General features: G+C 42.7%; 13 protein-coding genes. 3 read left to right on the top strand and 10 right to left on the bottom strand.

Annotated elements, in window-relative coordinates; all coding sequences use genetic code 11:
* Positions 1–111 precede the first annotated feature (111 nt).
* Positions 112–1,110: a cytochrome d ubiquinol oxidase subunit II gene (gene cydB, locus ABUE36_RS05165; RefSeq protein ID WP_421017267.1), complete on the bottom strand. Its 999-nt coding sequence runs from the start codon at positions 1,108–1,110 to the stop codon at positions 112–114.
* Positions 1,103–2,581 (bottom strand): cytochrome ubiquinol oxidase subunit I, encoded by a 1,479-nt coding sequence (locus ABUE36_RS05160; RefSeq protein ID WP_421017266.1) that lies wholly within the window; start codon positions 2,579–2,581, stop codon positions 1,103–1,105. Before ABUE36_RS05160 ends, cydB begins: the two co-directional genes overlap by 8 nt.
* Before the next feature lie 358 nt (positions 2,582–2,939).
* On the opposite strand from ABUE36_RS05160, the gene ABUE36_RS05155 reads away from it, so the two are divergent.
* On the top strand, positions 2,940–3,893 hold the full coding sequence (locus ABUE36_RS05155; RefSeq protein ID WP_421017265.1) for an NAD(P)-dependent oxidoreductase: 954 nt from the start codon (positions 2,940–2,942) through the stop codon (positions 3,891–3,893).
* Positions 3,894–3,974: 81 nt separating this feature from the next.
* Here ABUE36_RS05155 and ABUE36_RS05150 read toward each other — a convergent pair whose 3' ends face one another.
* Complete coding sequence (locus ABUE36_RS05150; protein ID WP_162855592.1) at positions 3,975–5,387, bottom strand: amino acid permease; 1,413 nt, start codon at positions 5,385–5,387, stop codon at positions 3,975–3,977.
* Between the two features lie 153 nt (positions 5,388–5,540).
* Between ABUE36_RS05150 and ABUE36_RS05145 the strand changes: the two genes are divergently transcribed.
* Positions 5,541–6,242, top strand: coding sequence for an ABC transporter ATP-binding protein (locus ABUE36_RS05145; protein ID WP_421017264.1), 702 nt, complete (start codon positions 5,541–5,543; stop codon positions 6,240–6,242).
* A 6-nt stretch (positions 6,243–6,248) separates the two neighbouring features.
* Entirely contained in the window at positions 6,249–8,861 is a 2,613-nt protein-coding gene (locus ABUE36_RS05140; protein WP_421017263.1) for an FtsX-like permease family protein, read from the top strand.
* A 219-nt stretch (positions 8,862–9,080) separates the two neighbouring features.
* Here the strand turns inward: ABUE36_RS05140 and ABUE36_RS05135 are convergent, their stop codons facing one another.
* From ABUE36_RS05135 to istA, 7 genes are all read right to left on the bottom strand, one after another.
* Positions 9,081–9,998, bottom strand: a complete 918-nt coding sequence (locus ABUE36_RS05135) for a hypothetical protein (RefSeq protein ID WP_421017262.1) — start codon at positions 9,996–9,998, stop codon at positions 9,081–9,083.
* Positions 9,999–10,137: 139 nt separating this feature from the next.
* Positions 10,138–11,652, bottom strand: a complete 1,515-nt coding sequence (gene gltX, locus ABUE36_RS05130; RefSeq protein ID WP_421017261.1) for a glutamate--tRNA ligase — start codon at positions 11,650–11,652, stop codon at positions 10,138–10,140.
* 68 nt (positions 11,653–11,720) lie between these two features.
* A complete protein-coding gene (locus tag ABUE36_RS05125) occupies positions 11,721–13,136 on the bottom strand; it encodes a glutamate decarboxylase (RefSeq protein WP_421017260.1) in 1,416 nt (471 codons plus the stop codon).
* A gap of 54 nt (positions 13,137–13,190) precedes the next feature.
* Positions 13,191–14,639: an amino acid permease gene (locus ABUE36_RS05120; protein WP_162855602.1), complete on the bottom strand. Its 1,449-nt coding sequence runs from the start codon at positions 14,637–14,639 to the stop codon at positions 13,191–13,193.
* A 239-nt stretch (positions 14,640–14,878) separates the two neighbouring features.
* Positions 14,879–15,457 carry a TetR/AcrR family transcriptional regulator C-terminal domain-containing protein gene (locus tag ABUE36_RS05115; RefSeq protein ID WP_421017259.1) on the bottom strand — a complete coding sequence of 193 codons (579 nt, stop codon included), beginning with the start codon at positions 15,455–15,457 and terminating at the stop codon, positions 14,879–14,881.
* Positions 15,458–15,637: 180 nt separating this feature from the next.
* Positions 15,638–16,375 carry an IS21-like element helper ATPase IstB gene (gene istB / locus ABUE36_RS05110; RefSeq protein WP_014386885.1) on the bottom strand — a complete coding sequence of 246 codons (738 nt, stop codon included), beginning with the start codon at positions 16,373–16,375 and terminating at the stop codon, positions 15,638–15,640.
* Positions 16,376–16,384: 9 nt separating this feature from the next.
* Entirely contained in the window at positions 16,385–17,608 is a 1,224-nt protein-coding gene (istA, locus tag ABUE36_RS05105; protein ID WP_003555353.1) for an IS21 family transposase, read from the bottom strand.
* Between the last annotated feature and the right edge of the window lie 107 nt (positions 17,609–17,715).

Here is a 17,715-nt window from a genome sequence, read left to right as displayed (position 1 = left end):
TCACGAAACTCTGTCCCTCACCCGCTACACTTCACCACGGTTCCCGCTAAATAAGCAGTCGCCTCAACCGTAAACTAAACAATAAATGCTTTATTCAAAGCTTGCCTAAAACTAATTTGCCTTAATTCGTTTGTAAAAGACCCAGTAGCTCCAAATCTGGTAAGCCAAGACAAATGGCAAAATGCATAATGCAATCCACGTCATCAAGTTCAATGTGTATGCTGAACTTGATGCGTTTTTGATCAGAATGCTGTTAGCTGCATTGTTGGCTACCATGACGCGTGGGAACAAGCCCACGAATAGCAACATGACAACAGCCGGCAGCGTCAAACCACCGCTGATGAAGGACGTTACTTCCCAATCCTTCAACGTGGCCACGTAAGCCAAAACACTCAACAATACAATGGCGGCTAAAATCAATAACGTTGAAATTGGCTTCTTCGTGAAGAAATCTGTATAGACGTAAACCAAAATTGCAAAGACAACTTCGCCGGCAAATAGAACAGGATATAAAACCTTGCCCCATGCACGCGCCCGCTCACGTAACGTTCCTTCAGTCTTCAAACGAACAAAGTTTAATCCATGAAGGTAGCAGAGCAAGGCAACAGCAACGCCACCCACGATAGAGAACCAGTTGACGTAATCAGTGAAGTGACCAATGACATCACCCTGTGCATCGATTGGCATCCCCTTTACCATATCAGTAAAGATCATGCCAAGTAAGAACGGTGCAGCAAGTGATGAAATCGTCAGTGACCACTCCCAGAACCGTCGCCAGAAATCGGTGCGCATTTCGTTTCGGAATTCAAATGAAACACCACGCATGATTAACGCGACCAGCACCAGCAAAAACATCACGTAGAAACCGGAAAATAAGGAAGCGTACCAAGCGCCAAAGGATGCAAACATCGCACCACCAGCGGTGATCAGGTAAACTTCATTTCCGTCCCAATGTGGTCCGATGGAACGGACTAATGCATTACGTTCGCTCTCATTGTTTGCCAAGGTGTTCACCGACATACCAACCCCGAAGTCAAACCCTTCAAGGAAGAAGAAGATGGCGAACAGCAGGCCAATGAGCAAGAACCAAACAAATTGTAAGCTACTCATGGTTGAAGGCCCCCTTTGCGTACGGATCAACACTCTCATCCGTATCCTGTTTGTCTTCGTCATTGACACCATAACCACTTTGCAAATCAGCATCTGGTCCAGCGACTAGAACACGATGGCTCAGAACAATCATGACCGCGCCCATGCCGGCAAACAGCAAGAAGTAAATGATATTACTGAAGAGTAACGAGCCAACCGTAACGTGTGGCGATACCGCATCGGCAATGGTCAATAATCCATAAACAACCCATGGATAACGACCCAACTCGGTGACAAACCAACCAGCCGTGTTAGCAATGAATGGTAGCCATAGAGATAAGCCTAAAATGTACAAGAACCAACGATACCGCACAATTTGGTCGGACTTCTTGCGGTTCCAATACAATCCTAAGATGGCTAACAGAGCAAAGACCCCTGCAGAAATGGCCATGATCCGGAAGCTGTAAAACAATGTATGCATCGGAACAAAGTAATTCATGTTCTTGCCAAATTTCTTGTCATACTGTTTGTGCAACTGCTTATTCAGCGGATTAGCACCAGTAACGGCACCGCTTGGCTTGTGATAGGACAACATACTCAGAACATAAGGAATCTCAATGCTCCAGGTAACCTTATGATCTTTGTTGTCCATACCTTTAACAATGGCCCATGAAGCGTGGTCACCCGTGGTTTTGTACAAACCTTCGGTAGCCGCAAACTTCATTGGTTGGTTCTTAATGATGTATTGCGTTTGCTGATCCCCAACGGCAGTAACGCCGATAGCAGCAACCAAACCAACAATCAAGCTGATCTTGATACTTTTGCGCCAGAATTCGATATTTTTGCCCTTTAAGATCCGCCAAGCTGATGACCCGGCAATGACAAAGGCAGCCGTTAAAAACGCACCAAACAGCACGTGAGGCAATTCTAGCCATAGTTGTGGGTTCTTAACAACATCAGCAAAACTAACCATGACCGCCTTAGTGTTACCATTAACCGTCTTTAATGCATATCCGACAGGATCCTGCATGAATGAGTTGGCTGCCAAGATCCAAACTGCTGATAGCATCGATCCAATGGACGTCAGCCAAATAAACAGACAGTGCCAAACTGGCTTAAACCGATCCCAGGTAAACATCCACAGTCCAATGAATGTCGATTCCAGGAAGAATGCGGCCAGCGCTTCAATGGCCAGTGGTGCACCAAAAATATCGCCCATGAAGCGTGAGTACTGTGACCAGTTCATCCCGAATTGAAATTCTTGAATGATCCCGGTCACTACTCCAACTGCGAAGGACAGTAAGAAAATTTTCCCCCAAAACTGGGTCATTTTCTTATAAATGTCCTTCTTTTGAATAACATAGTTCGTTTCCATAATGGCAACCACGAATCCTAAACCGATTGAAAACGGTACGAAGAAAAAGTGGAAGACGGTTGTCATCGCGAATTGAAAGCGAGCTAGCGAAAGAATGCTAAGACCTAATATTGACATCGCACTTCGCCCCTTTATGAAGAATAATTGCGAGTAACTTCACAAAATAAACTGAGCAAACGTCCTGGTGGACTATCCAGAACCCTGACAGCATTATCATGTGGCGGTCAATTCAATTGTAAACAAGACATTATGTAAAAATAACATTGAATGAAACCGCTCTCTACTACAAATTATATCGACTGATAAATGAGTTTTCAAATTTAAGGACGATTTACTTTCATTTTCACATCTAATTTTCAGCATTTAAACGACGATACTGTTAAGTAACTTAACGAGCGCTTTAACTAACTTATCTTTGCTCAGTCACGTTATAATAAATTCGTATGAACTGTAGATCAGGAGGAGGACGGCATCGATGGAACAATTATTAGCAATAATGCCATTATCAGAAGAACAACGCTCAACGGTTAGAAACATGGGTGTCAATATTGTCACTGCAGATGACATCGCCCGTAAACAAGTGTCACCGGACGATATCACCATTATGTACGGTTGGAATGCCGAAATCAGTTTGCCTGTTTTAGAAGCACCGCACAGCCATTTGAAGTGGATTCAAACGTTTTCTGCTGGTGTCGACTACTTGCCACTGTCAGAAATTGCGCAACATCACATCGTAGTGACTAACGCCAGTGGAATTCATGGTCCAGCAATTGCCCAGGCCATCTTGGGATATATCTTCTATTTCACCCGTGGTCTCTGGACGGCGGAGCAACGACGGCCACAACGTTTCTGGGAACAATCTGCAGACGACCTGCTAGTAGCTGACGAAACCTCGGCCATTATTTTCAGCACTGGCCACATTGCCGTCGAAACTGCACGTTTGCTACACCAAATGAATGTTCATGTCGCCGGTGTCAACCGAACTGGCCATCCAGCGGATAATTTTGACGAAACGTATGCGATTGATGACTATCAAAAAGGTTTGGCAAAAGCTGACATCATCATCAACGTGATGCCCGGAACAACAGCCACAACCGGCTTCTTTAACCAGCAGTTCTTTGATCAGCTAGACCATAAGCTGTTGTTTATCAACGTTGGTCGAGGGTCTTCTGTCGTCAACGAAGCTTTGCTGAATGCCCTAAAACAGTCTCGCGTTAAGTACGCCGCGCTGGATGTTGTGGACCCAGAACCGTTGCCAAAGGATTCACCGCTATGGGCTAATGACCACATTCTGCTCACGCCGCACGTATCCGGTGTTGTTGATCACCTTGATACGCGTCTCTTCCCGATTTTGTACGACAACCTCAAAACGTTTGTCAGCACCGGACTGGTCAGTCGCAACCAAGTCGACCTGTCAGCTGGTTATTAATTAAATCGTTGGTAACAAAAATGAGCATATGTAAAATACATAGGCTCATTTTTTGAGTTTAAGATTCTTATTCAGACAAAATCACTTATATAATCGTTGCCGCGCTAAACTATGACGGTATCCATAAATCGCATAAATCGTTAACCCTACTGCCTGCCAGATGACAAATGCAACCCACGTAAAGACTTGTAACATGAGCATTAAGCCGATGCAGAGAATGAATGACAAAATCGGCAAGTATGGATAAAACGGCACATGGAAAGCTGCCTTAACATGTGCAAAATCAGGATTGCGCCGCAGGAACACGACCCCTAATGAAACCAGTGCAAAAGCGAACAATGTCCCAATATTAACCAACTCTGAGACTAAGCTGATGGGAATAAAAGCAGCAAATACGGCAGCAAACAAGCCAAATAGAATGGTGTTTGATACTGGCACATGTGTTTTCGGGCTCAGCTTGTGCAATCGTTGTGGTAACAGACCATCACGAGAAATCGCAAAGATCAGTCGTGTACCACCGTAGGACATGACTAGCAATACCGTCGTCATCCCCACAATCGCACCCAGTGAAATAATGCCAGACAAGTTTGTTAAGTGAAGGTATTGTAAAGCGAAAGCGACGGGATCAGCCACATTCAGTTTGGTATACTTCACGATGCCGACCAATACCGTTGCCAACGCAATGTACAAAATAGACGCAATTACCAATGACATGCTAATGCCGATGGGCATGTCGCGTTGCGGACGCTTAACTTCTTCGGCGGCCGACGACACGGCGTCAAAGCCAACGTACGCGTAAAAGGCTAACGCTGCCCCCTTAAAGACCCCGCCAACGCCGAACGGCATGAAGGGATGATAGTTTGCTGGCTTCACATAGAAGACTGCAACACCAATAAAAAGCAAGATAACCGCAATTTTCAGTACGACCATCGCCGTGTTGACACGCGCTGATTCATGCACACCACCAAGTAACAACACAGAAATAATCATGACAATTAAAAAGGCAATTAAATCAAAACGCCCACCTGGTACGCTGGCCGTTCCTGGGGCAGCCCGCAAGAAAACTGGGAGCCGCCAGCCAAACCCAGCAAGAATATTTTGAAAGTACGCTGACCAGCTCGTGGCCACTGAGGAAACAGAAAACATATATTCTGATACCAGTGACCAACCTAGTACCCACGCAACCAGCTCGCCAAACACTGTGTAAACATAGGTATAGGCGCTACCGGCCAATGGAATCGTTGAGGAGAATTCCGAATAACACAGCGCTGCTGAGGCACAGACAAACGCTGCTAACACAAATGACAGCATCCCCGCTGGTCCAGCGTGAAGCGATGCGATAACTCCGGGTGTAATAAAAATTCCAGCCCCAACAATGGCGCCCACTCCCATGGTCGTGAGGTTAAAAGCCGATAACGTTTTTTCCAAACCAGATTGTTTTAAAATATCATTGCTCGTATCTTTTTTGACGAACAAATCACGAATCTGTGCCATTATTAGCGCTCCCTCTCATGAGTCACTGTAATAAACTCATTAGTAAAATGCAATTAGTAAAGTGTATCAATTTAAACAAACAATGGCAAAGCTTATTCTTGTCTCTATTTTATGACATCGGCATAATAAAGGTAATCGTTACAGGAGGCACTTATGGCATATATTGATGTAAGACACGAATTCAAAACCTATCAAATGGGCGAAACGACCATTGATGCCAATCATGACTTGAGTTTCACTTGTGAACAAGGCCAACTTACTGTGATTCTAGGCCCAAGTGGTGCTGGCAAATCAACAGTTCTCAATATTCTTGGTGGCATGGATTCCCCGACCTCAGGTGAAGTCTTCATTGATGGTGTGGATATTGCTGGCTACACCGATCAGCAATTAACGCAATATCGACGCGACCAAGTTGGCTTTGTGTTTCAGTTTTATAACCTTGTACCTAATCTTACGACTAAAGAAAATGTAGAGTTAGCTAATTCCATCGTCCCTGATGCGCTAGATGCTGAGGCTACCCTCCAGAAGGTTGGCTTGGGCAAACGTTTGGACAATTTTCCTGCGCAGCTCTCCGGTGGTGAACAACAACGTGTTGCCATTGCTCGCGCATTAGCCAAAAATCCTAAACTCTTATTATGTGACGAACCAACCGGTGCACTAGATTTTCAAACTGGTAAACAGGTGTTACAGCTTCTACAAGACGCTTCTCGCCGTGACAATAAAACGGTCCTGATTATTACCCATAATGCAGCCATCGCCGCCATGGCCGACCGTGTCATCCACATTAACGATGCCCGTGTGCGCGAAGTAATTAACAATCCTGACCCGACACCAATTGCTGAGATTGAGTGGTGAGAAACGATGAAACCGCTGACTAAAAACCTATTTCGTGAAATAAAGGCCTCGCGTGGTCGTTTTATCGCTATCATCTTAATCATCCTGCTAGGCAGTCTTATCTTTGTTGGCGTTCGTGCTACCGGTCCCGTATTAAACGAGTCGATGACCACCACAGTGCAGCGCAGCCATTTAAGCGACGTGCAACTACTATCTAATACTGGTTTTACAAACGATGACGTGCGCGCTGCCAACAGTGTGTCTGACGCAACGGCTGAGGCCACCAAGTTCACATACGCTACTGGTGGTTCCAACGCAGTTGCCGTTGCGCTATACGGCTATTCCACTAAGACAAGCCTAAATCGCCTTGTGTTACGCACCGGCCATCTGCCAAAACGAGCCAACCAAATTGTGCTTGATAACAAGGCCAAGACGGATTATGGCTATCGCCTCGGTCAACACTTTACTTTCAGCAAAAACAAAGTTCTCCAGCACCGGACATTCACCATTGTTGGGTTCGTCGACTCACCTCAATATATTGATAATGGCCTTCGCGGCGTCACCAATGTCGGTGATGGAACGGTCCGTTTTTTTGCAGCCGTGCCAAGTAACCAGTTAAAAATGCCGGCCAGTCTACTATCCGTCCGGTTTAAATCCTTACAAGGCACGGACACTTATTCAAACCATTACGTCACTGCTCGTAACCGCAAGTTGAAGCAACTCAAAACAGTTTTAAATCCGCGAGCCGATCAACGAAGTCGTGCACTCTATGTTACTGCAACGAAACAGCTTAATGACCAATTAAATAAGCTCACAGCGGCCAAAGTCCGTTTGCAAGCCGCTCAACAAGAAGTGACACGAACAAGTGGTGGCACGATGACCTCAACTCCTGAGTTAACCAATCAACTAGCTTCGATTAATGCGGCTCAGAGCAAACTGACAAGCGCTCGAAATAAAATCAAGCAGCAAACGAAAACGCACTATACCTGGCAGGACCGCTCAGATTTGCCGGGGTTCTCGTCGTATGGCGAATCCAGTGAGCGGATCTCGGCCATCGCTAATGTCTTTCCCGTTTTCTTCTTTTTAATCGCAGCCCTCATTACTTTTACGACCATCACGCGCATGGTTGAAGAAGCGCGTGCCCAGATTGGCACCTTTAAAGCGCTGGGGTACAGCAAGTGGGCCATTGCACGGAATTATCTCGCTTATGCTTTAATGGCCGGCACAATTGGCGGTGTCATCGGTTCCCTACTGGGAAATGAAACGATTCCACGCTTCGTGCTGGCATTGTACAGTTCAACCATCCCCATGTCCGCTACGGTCCGTTTGGAATGGTCTTCGATTATTTTAGCCCTGTGTTTCTCCCTGATCGCCACGGTTGGTGCAGCCGGTTTTGTTGTTTGGCGTGAACTGCAAGAGGGACCTGCCGCTTTGATGTTGCCCAGGCCGCCTAAGTCTGCCAAACGGATTTTACTTGAGCGCATTACACCACTGTGGCGACGGCTAAACTTTAATCAAAAAGTGTCCTATCGCAATTTATTCCGCTATAAAAGTCGCATGGTAATGTCAATCGTGGGCATTGCGGGCGGGTGCGCGCTGATTCTATGTGGCTTTGGCATTCGCGACTCAATCACAACTGCGGGCACCCGCCAATATCGTGATATCGTGCGTTACCAGGCTGTCGTATCACTTCATGGCGCAGATACTGACATTAATAAGACACAACACCTGCTACAACAAAGTGAATCCTACCAAAAGAGCACCCCCATCGCCACTACTACTGCTAAAGTTTGCCACGGAAATGAGAGTGTCTCCTCGGTCAATGTCTTCATCCCTCAAACAACGGACTTCGCGAATTATGTTCGCCTCACGACACCAGGAGGCAGTAACATCGTGCTGCCTCAACGTGGCGCCGTATTATCACAGAAAACGGCGACACTGCTTGGAGCTCACGTAGGCGACAGTATCAACGTAAACCTCACGTCAGCTACCAATCGGTCAATAAAGGTGGCAGCCATTACAAAGAATTATATTGGCGACTACCTTTATCTGAGCCCCGCTGCCTATCAACATGTCTGGCACAAGGCCAGCAACAGCAACGCGCTTCTTGTCAAACTGAATGCACAGTCGAGCAAACAACGAAATCGCCTTGCGCACCAACTGTTACAATCTGGTGCGGTTCGTGGCACAAGTTTTGTCGCGGATCAAAGAACCACAATTGATAACATGTCAGCCACGCTAGACCCTGTGGTCGTCATTTTCATTGTGATGTCGGGACTATTATCGTTTGTCGTGATGTATAACCTAACAAACATTAATGTTTCAGAACGAATTCGTGAGTTATCAACAGTAAAAGTTTTAGGCTTTTATGATCGAGAGGTCACGATGTACGTTGCCCGTGAAAATATTGTCCTCACGGTTGTGGGTGTCATTTTAGGCTACGGCATCGGAAATGCCCTAACTTGGTATATTTTAAAGCAGGCAACGACGGCCCAGGTGATGTTCCCACTAGTCATCCATTGGCCTGGCTATATCATTGCTGCCATTCTAATGGCGCTTTTCACAGCAATCGTCATCTGGTTCACCCACCGACGTCTGAAGCGTGTGGATATGGTGTCGGCGTTGAAGGCTACGGACTGATTGCTAAACATTTAAACTTTAGAGATTGCATTGAGTCTATTCTGATTACAGCAAAGGGAACTTGCCAAATCGGCAAATTCCCTTTTTGTTTGTAAATATGCAGTTCAAAACTGATTTAGGAAAGAATGAAGTAAAATTCTTTTGTTCAAGAAAGAAGATCGAAACATAACCATGTTAAGTGGCCCATTCATTTAACGGTGACGTAAAAACGTGTCATCATCAGTTTTCTTTTTCTTCTGCCTGCAACATTTGAGTCCAACTCTTTAACTCTTTCAAAGCATCCTTTCGATTTACCATTGCCCAAGTGTATGGGAAATATTCCTTCCACACCCCGGCATTAAATGCCTGTTGATACCTCTCTAATTGCGGCGTAACGGTGCGATTTGGTCTCAATATGTCTGCCATCAACTCTAAACCTACTGTTGAAAATAAGGTTATGGTGACATTTTGAGTGTCCGATGTAGTCGTGTCTGTACCCAAAAAAGAAAATACATCTGTCTCAATTTCATGTAAGGCTCTTCTTTGTTTCATAACATATAACTGCCACTCATTTTGAGAAGGCAAATAAAGTGAGAAATAGTAATCTTGTAAAAACTTCGGGAACGTTCCAGCGTAATCAATTGCCTGATAATAACTTTCATTTCCCGGCCGCGAATAAATAGACGTTTCAGTGATTCTATCTCGCAACAGAGGAAATGGATTAGGATCTTTTGTAAAAAGCGACAAATATTCCATCTGCCGTCTATATTTTTCAACCGCGTCGTTTCTAGTGACAGATTTTACCGTGGTCAAATCTAGAGATCTATCAACCTTATCTATAAATCGTACTCGACGGTTTGGAACCTGCCCACTTAGCCGAAGACTATTCACTTCGCTCTCAAATTGCTTAAATAACTGCTTTCTTGTTTTTATTTCTGGCAATATATTCCTAGGGTATCGATGAGAGTAGACAAACATTTCTCCTATGTCTTCATTCCAGGGGAGGCGTACACGACGGTATTCACGTATGGCATCCTCAGCAGACTTTGGATAACGTACTTCAGTCTGGTTCTTTTGTTCGAGCGATCCGGTCCTCTCAATACCCTGATAGACAAAAAGATAATAACCGATACCGGCAGCTAAAATTAATCCGTACATTTGTACCTCCTCCTTCTCTTAGAATTTAAAATAGAGTATCCATGCCTAAAACCACAGCACTCATTTAATACTAATCTATATAGTAATACTTAAACATAAGAAAGCCAGATCTTTACCATCCGGCTTTCTCTATGCTGTATTAAAGGCTTGACAGCCCCTTGTCAATTAATTGCTTAATTGTATTAAATGAATACAATTGTAAAATTTCATCAATTTGAGGAGCAGATTGAAAACCAGTAAAAACAACATCCAGCGGCATATATAGAGCTCGTCCAGATACACCCATAGTTAATCTTACCTTTTTTATCAATTCGTTATAATCAATTTCTGCAGGCATCGAAGATGTTGAAGTCAATTTGTCTAATTCGAAACTAAATCCCTTAAGAACTTTTTCAACTTCTTCCTTATCAAAAGCATTCAATTGAGTGTAATCAATACTTTCATTTTGAATATTAGCATAAAAGTAGACCTTGCTAAGCAACTCTGTTAATTTATGCAAATCATGTTGATATATTTTACCAACTTGTTTCACGAATTCCTTTAGATTTGGCAATGCAAGAGATTGAACTTTTTTAGCAATTTCACTTTGCCCTTCGCTAATTAACGACATTGATCTATTAGTCAAATCTTCGATGCTAAGGGCTTTAATATATTCTGCATTCATCCAATCTAATTTTTGTTGATCAAAATAAGCGGGAGATTTAGACATTCTTGTTGGATCATATAATTTAATCAGCTCTTCTTTACTAAAAATTTCTTTCTCTCCAACTGGGGACCAACCGAGAAATGTTATGAAGTTAAAAATTGCTTCACTCAAGTATCCTTCATTTTTATATTGGCTAATAAACTGTAGCGTTTCTTTGTCACGCTTACTCAACTTTTTACGTGTCTTAGGATTGTAAATCAAAGTAATATGACCAAAGTTTGGATGTTCAATTCCTAAAGCTTCGTAAACGGCAATTTGCTTAGGCGTATTAGCAATGTGATCGTCGCCGCGCAGGACATCAGTGATGTCCATTAAATAGTCATCAATAACAACGGCAAAATTATACGTCGGTATGCCATTGCTTTTTTCAATGATAAAGTCACCACCCATGTTGTCTGAATTAAATTCAACATGGCCTTTAACGATATCTTCCCACTCATAAACATGATTAGCTGGCAGATGTAATCTAATCGCCGGCTTTAACCCCTTGGCTTCAGCCTCTTTTTGATCCTCAACGCTGCGATTGTACCATCGACCGTCATAATGTGGTGCAATATTATGTGCCCGTTGATCATCGCGAAGAGTCGTTAACTCTTCTTCAGTTGTGTAATCCTTATATGCTGCCCCAGATTTTAACAGCTGTTCTATATATTTATGGTACAAATCGATACGTTCCGTTTGGTGGTATGGCGCATATTTTGGATTGGGCTTATCCGGTCCTTCATCCCAATCAATTCCCAGCCAGTGTAAGTTGTCGATTTGACTGTCTTCACCGTGTGGAACATTCCTTTTTACATCAGTATCCTCAATCCGTAGTACCATCGTCCCATTAAAGTGACGCGCATAAAGAAAGTTGAATAAGGCAGATTGCGCATTCCCAATGTGCAAAAATCCAGTAGGACTCGGTGCATATCTCACTCTGACATTTCTATGTGTTTCTTTTGGCATATTAAAGCCCCTTTCCTCATTTATGTATTGGGCCTCTCAGTTAGAGAGGTCGCTATTTAATTAGGTAATTAATGTGACGCCACTGTATCGTTTGTCTTAGCTGTTTCTGGATCAGAATGAACCAATTTGGCTTTGTTAAGATTGTTGATAGCCAATTTCAAATCATCGATAAAATCATCCGCGATTGTCATGGTCATGGAAGGACGGACAACAATTCGGCTAATGATAACATCATCACGGTCCTTAGGAAGTGGATATGCCGGCACTTGCCAACCGTACTTAGCCAATGCGTCTTCCAAATCGTATAAGTCCCAATTTTGATCTAAGCCATCCTTTAACTTCCAACAATTGATTGGTAATTGGGAACCATCATTTAAAATTTCAAAAATTCCAAACTTTTTCAGTTCGTCAGTCAGCTTTAGGGAAACCTTGCGAACATTGTTCATGATTGCCTTGTATCCGGTTAGACCAAACCGAATGAAATTATAGTATTGACCGGTAATATGTGCGCCACTATGTGAGAAGTTGATTGCAATCGAGTCGACTTTATCACCTAAATATGCAACTTCAAATCGCATTTCTTTAGGCAAAACATCAGTGGTGTTTTCACGCCATACGACCCAACCAATACCAGGATAAACCATGCCATACTTGTGTCCTGAGACATTGATTGAGACAACATTCTTCAAACGAAAATCCCATGGTTTAAATCCATCAACGAATGGTGCGAACAAGCCCCCAAAAGCGGCGTCAACGTGAATTCGAACTGGAAGTGTAGCCGTTTTATTATATTCAGTAACCAATTGGTCCAACTTTTCAATGTCATCAACGGCCCCTGTGTACGTGATGCCTTGTATTCCGATAATTCCAATTGTGTTGTCATCAACGTAATCCATAACGTGATCTGTATCTAGTGACATGTGGTTTTGATCAATCGGTACTTGACGCATATCAACATTCCAGTAGGTACAGAACTTTTCCCAAACAACTTGATAGCCAGACATAATAACCAAGTTAGGCTTGTGAACATGCAAATCTTCAATATCAAAGCCAGCAGCCTTGGCACGATTTTTCCATGACATCAGTAAAGCCAATCCACCAAGCATGCATCCTTCTGAGGAACCAACGGTTGATGTACCAATAAAGTCTTTATACATCTTCTTGCCTTCACCGACATGCCATAAATGTGCAATCATGCTAACACAGTAACTTTCCATAGCCGCTGTCTTAGGATATTCAGATTTGTCAATTGCATTAGTATTGAGTGCATCAGTCATCAGTCTGTCTGCTTGTGGTTCCATCTGTGTAGTACAAAAGGTCGCCAAGTTTTGATTAGCCTTTGCTTCGTTCAAACGATAATGTTGGACCAATTGTTCGGCAATATCTGCATCCATCGGTTCTTCAGGTAACGTATCCGTTGGCAATGACTTTCCTGCTTCAACGCTACCTAAAAAGGATTCTTCAAGTTCAATGTTTTTATCCATAATTTGTCACCGTCATATCTATTCAAGATATGATTTTCTCCTTTTCTTTTAAATCTAGTTGTTATGTTGTTCTGAAGTACCTGCGTGTTCGGTTTCCGTTGCTGTTGTCTTTACGGATTGATTTTCAATATCAATACCAAGCTCTGATGCCCATCGTTTGTGATAAGCGTATAAAATGAATGGAATAAAGAACACAACGACAAATGCGCTTAGCAGCAACACCATGTACGTATGTTTCGAAGCCGCAGATAATGCTGCTGGTGGAAAGAACGTAACGACAAAACCAAATGCTGAAAGGACAAATCCTAAAGTTCCATAAATAAGGCGTAATGTCTTACTTCTAGAGGCAAAGAACGTTCGGTGTAAGTCATCATGCTTGAGCTGTAAGACGATGTAGCTGACAAACATTAACATATACATCAACGTATAGAGTGCAACTGTGAGACTCATAGCAGTTTGAAATGACAGGTTAGCTTTGTTGCCACCAGCACCAAATGTCAACAAGGCTCCCATGATTGAAACAATGACTCCCTGTAAAATCATGACATTGGTTTCGATACCATATTTGTTAGCTTTTGAAAAACGCGGTGGTAGGAAGCCAGCTTTTGCGGCTTCAAACATCCCTGCATTGGGACCAACAACCCAACTACTAATTTCTCCAGTTACCCCTATGGCTAGTAGCAAACCGGTTAGCTTTTCAATAAATACAACACCAAAGCCGAAGCGTTTAACCAGTGCACCATAGGCGTAAACAATACCTGTACTTAATTGAATTTGCTTATTCGGAATGGTGCCCGCAATCGCCATAGATCCGATAATATCTGAAAGAATGGCTGCAAATGCTAAGGCAAGCATTACCTTGGGGTACACTTTTGGCTTATTTAGATCCTTAACATGCGGTGCAGAGCCTTCAGCACCAGCGAAGGCCAAAATAAATGGCACAAATCCAACTAATACGCTACCTGTCCAACTCTTAGGAAAAATGGTAGAAAAATTAATCCGAATCAGCATTGGGTTCCCTTGCGCCAAATAAGTTACAAAGAGAATCAACAGGAAGAATACTGGAATGATAACTCCCAAGGAAAAACACCATTGCGCAATTTTCCCAGTCACCTTTGTACCCCTTTGTTGCAATAGAATAAGGCCCCAAAGTAAAATCATCATTAAAATAAATTTAACTGCTGGATTATTATTGATAATCGGTAAATCTAAGGTTATCGATAAACATCCAATGATAAAGTACATCATGGTGTTCATACCAACAGTGATATGAATCCATTGATAAAATAAAGCGGCCCAGCCTGTCTTCTCGCCCAACATTGTTCGAGACCAAGTAAAGATTCCTCCTTTACTCCATCCATCAATTGATGCCATTTCTCCGGCAGCTCTTGTAACTGGTAAAAACCACAAAATACCGGCAAGAAACAGGAAGAACAATGCTGTCGGCCCTTGCTTAGCGAAGGCCGCAAAACCGTAGACGGTCATAACCATCGACGTTGTCATCGAGAAAAGTTGAAAACCAGTTATTTGATTTGCTTTAGCAGTATCAACTGGCGTAACCTTTTCCTTACTTTCCACTTTAAGAACATCCTTTCTGTGTTTGTTTAAATATCCGGATAAATGTTGCTCCTCATCAACTTCCGAATATTTCAAAAGCACGTTTGATTGATTTCGTGCTCTTATTACACAGTGAGCATATTTCTGAAAGCGAATTCATAACATAGACATATACGCACTTATGACTAACATCCAGACACTTTGTCGGATTTGTCTACACATTGACTATCACGTAACAGAATTTCCAATTGTTCTTCTGTAAAATTGGCCGCACCATCTATCAATAGCGTCGGATTTTCCCGAAGCCCATCTCTAAACCAATTCATGATGACACCCTGAAGTCCATATTCTAATACTGATAAGTCCTTCCCTGATCCAAAAGAATCTGCGCCATTAACAGATACTTTTCTCGTCATTCCCTGTACGATTAAGTTAATACAATCTAGGACAAAATCTGAAAGTTGAGAATATCCTGACGAAACTTCAACATGTCTACAAAAATTATGATTAACATCTAAGTATCTAAATACACTTAAATATCTTGCTTTCCACTCACTTAATAATATTTGTTCTGGAATTAAATCCCTGGCCTCGTTAAAGAAAAGATATTGTAAACAATCGAATTTATCTTGAAAATGATAATAAAAAGTCTGTCGATTAACGCCACTGTCTAAAACAATTTGTTTTACCGCAATTTCATCAAATGACCGAGTTTGTAGCAATGTTTTTAATGATTTCGCAAGCGCTTCCTTAGCTGTTTTCATGCCTTGTCTCCCATCTTTTAAAATCTAATTACATGATGTTCCACAAACTCATTTTTCTGTATAGACATAACGCGGGATATGTATAAACAAAGGCAGAAAGAAAAAAACATACCAACGACGCTGTCAAGGGCAGTTTAAAAATGTAGGTTTTCGGCAGAAAGAAATGTAGGTTTTCGGCAGTTACTTGAGGCCACGTAATCGGTAAGATTTACCAGTGATCTTCACTACGTGAACATGATGAACCAAGCGATCGAGAATGGCTGCTGTCACAGTTGGGTTCTGGAAAATATCAACCCAAGCGGATAGATCACTATTGCTGGTAATGATCGTTGAATGCTTTTCATAGCGGGCATTGACTAGCTGAAATAAGAGGTTAGCTTCTTGGTGACCAATTGGCAAATACCCAATTTCATCAATAATTAATAGGTCATAGCGCGAATAGCGGCTTAGAGATCGATCAAGCAGTCCTTTTTCGTAAGCTGCTCTCAATCTAATCAACAGCTCATGACAATTAATAAAGAGAACCCGACAGCCCTGTTTACAGGCCTCAATCCCAATACTAATTGCCAAGTGGGTTTTACCGACTCCCGGATTGCCAATAAAGATTAAGTTTTCAGACTTTTCCATAAAAGCCAGATTCTGGAATTCCAGAACCTCTTGGCGATTCATACTGGGTTGAAAGCTAAAATCAAATGTATCTAGGGATTTTGTATTGGGGAACCGAGCACGGCCAATGGCCCGTGCAATCTGACCTTCGTGTCGATTCTGGAGTTCCGAATTAGTTAAATCAATTAGCGCCTCAGTTAATGACAGATTATCAGTGTGAATTTGATCAAGGTAATTCGGCAAGTATTCACGGATTTTGTTTAACCCTAAGCGCTCAAGATTATTTAAAAGAATTTGATTATTAGTGGTCATGGTAGCCTCCTATAAGTTGTCGTAATCAGTCATATGTTCACGAATGTAAGCTGAAATGTCTTCATCTGTCCGCCCTTTAAGCAAATCAGATTTGAGGATATTGAACTGATCTTGGGGGTCATAATTCAGCGAATTGGTAGTTATGGAGTGCGTACGAATTTCTTCTCCGTTATAATAAATGTGAATGCGCTGCTCATCATTGGAGATTTCAACAGCAACCGTACAACCAATGTATCGCGGATCTACTGAGTACTTACATTTGCGGAAATTGATCATGGCCTCCTTCGAAACGACACGGGTAATGTTTTCTTCGAAGTATGGTTCAAGGAGATTAACTGGAACGCGATGAAGGTACTCTTTTTCTTCGTCTAACCATTTCAGGTACGGGACTTCGTCCGTGGCCTGCGAAGTTTCATGATTTAGATCATCTCGGAGCATATGAACTAGTTCGATTAGCTCAGTTCCATCAGCAAATTCAGTATTGTATGGCCGTAAACGTTCAACCGTGCGAGCAAGGGCTTCAACTGCACCTTTAGTTTGTGGTCTGAATGGTCGACAAGCAATTGGTGTGAAACCGGCATCTTTACAGAATTCGTGGAACCGTTCGTTAAAGACAGCGTGGCCAAACTGGGATTTTGTATGATCCACAACGGTTTTCATATTATCAAACCAGATTTCCGTCGGAATACCTCCGGTATGAAGGAAAGCGTCGTGTAAGCAAGAAAAGAGGGTATCTTGGCTCCGATCAAAGGTTAGTGTCATATATTTGAGTTTTGAATAAGGCAATACATACAAGAAAATATTGAATTTAAACAGCTCACCCTCGCTGCTCACTAGGGCCATTTCTTCTTTCCAGTCAACTTGAGCAGAGAGACCAGGGGAATGTTCAATCCGAATGGTAGCTTTCTTAACTCGTTCTCGGCGGGTTTGGCGACAATAATCTTTCACGAGGGTATAGCTGCCGGTAAAGCCCTTCTTCTGGATAAATTTAAAAATTGAAGCAGCCGAACAATTTAGTTCAAGCTTTGAATCGATGGTTTGCTTGAATGGATCCAGTAAACTTGGCCGTTTCGGTCGACCACTTGGTCGGCCCTTAAGTCCAGCTTTGACTTCCTCATAGGCTTTCTTAACGGTTCGATAATCAACATTATATTGCCGGGCAATCTCGGCGAAGTTAGGCTTAATATTTTCAGTCACGTAAATCGTCACTCCTTCTCTTAAATCACGTCTCACATCAAATTCCTCCTACACTCTGATGTGATTCATGATACAAAAAATGTAGGAAAACCAACAGTTCTAACCTGCCGTTTTCCTACATTTTACGGGTGCCTTTTACAACG

Origin of the sequence: Furfurilactobacillus cerevisiae, assembly GCF_048961765.1 — a bacterium.
Taxonomy (GTDB): Bacteria; Bacillota; Bacilli; order Lactobacillales; family Lactobacillaceae; genus Furfurilactobacillus; species Furfurilactobacillus milii_A.
This window is presented reverse-complemented; position numbering and strand designations above follow the sequence as displayed.

Bases quoted from the DNA above. Each gene is read 5' to 3' on its own strand.
- istB (WP_014386885.1), bottom strand. From the start codon at position 16,375: ATGACCACTAATAATCAAATTCTTTTAAATAATCTTGAGCGCTTAGGG.
- cydB (WP_421017267.1), bottom strand. From the start codon at position 1,110: ATGAGTAGCTTACAATTTGTTTGGTTCTTGCTCATTGGCCTGCTGTTC.
- ABUE36_RS05120 (WP_162855602.1), bottom strand. From the start codon at position 14,639: ATGACAACGTCGATGGTTATGACCGTCTACGGTTTTGCGGCCTTCGCT.
- ABUE36_RS05160 (WP_421017266.1), bottom strand. From the start codon at position 2,581: ATGTCAATATTAGGTCTTAGCATTCTTTCGCTAGCTCGCTTTCAATTC.
- ABUE36_RS05145 (WP_421017264.1), top strand. From the start codon at position 5,541: ATGGCATATATTGATGTAAGACACGAATTCAAAACCTATCAAATGGGC.
- ABUE36_RS05115 (WP_421017259.1), bottom strand. From the start codon at position 15,457: ATGAAAACAGCTAAGGAAGCGCTTGCGAAATCATTAAAAACATTGCTA.
- ABUE36_RS05150 (WP_162855592.1), bottom strand. From the start codon at position 5,387: ATGGCACAGATTCGTGATTTGTTCGTCAAAAAAGATACGAGCAATGAT.
- gltX (WP_421017261.1), bottom strand. From the start codon at position 11,652: ATGCCAAAAGAAACACATAGAAATGTCAGAGTGAGATATGCACCGAGT.
- ABUE36_RS05155 (WP_421017265.1), top strand. From the start codon at position 2,940: ATGGAACAATTATTAGCAATAATGCCATTATCAGAAGAACAACGCTCA.
- ABUE36_RS05135 (WP_421017262.1), bottom strand. From the start codon at position 9,998: ATGTACGGATTAATTTTAGCTGCCGGTATCGGTTATTATCTTTTTGTC.
- ABUE36_RS05140 (WP_421017263.1), top strand. From the start codon at position 6,249: ATGAAACCGCTGACTAAAAACCTATTTCGTGAAATAAAGGCCTCGCGT.
- ABUE36_RS05125 (WP_421017260.1), bottom strand. From the start codon at position 13,136: ATGGATAAAAACATTGAACTTGAAGAATCCTTTTTAGGTAGCGTTGAA.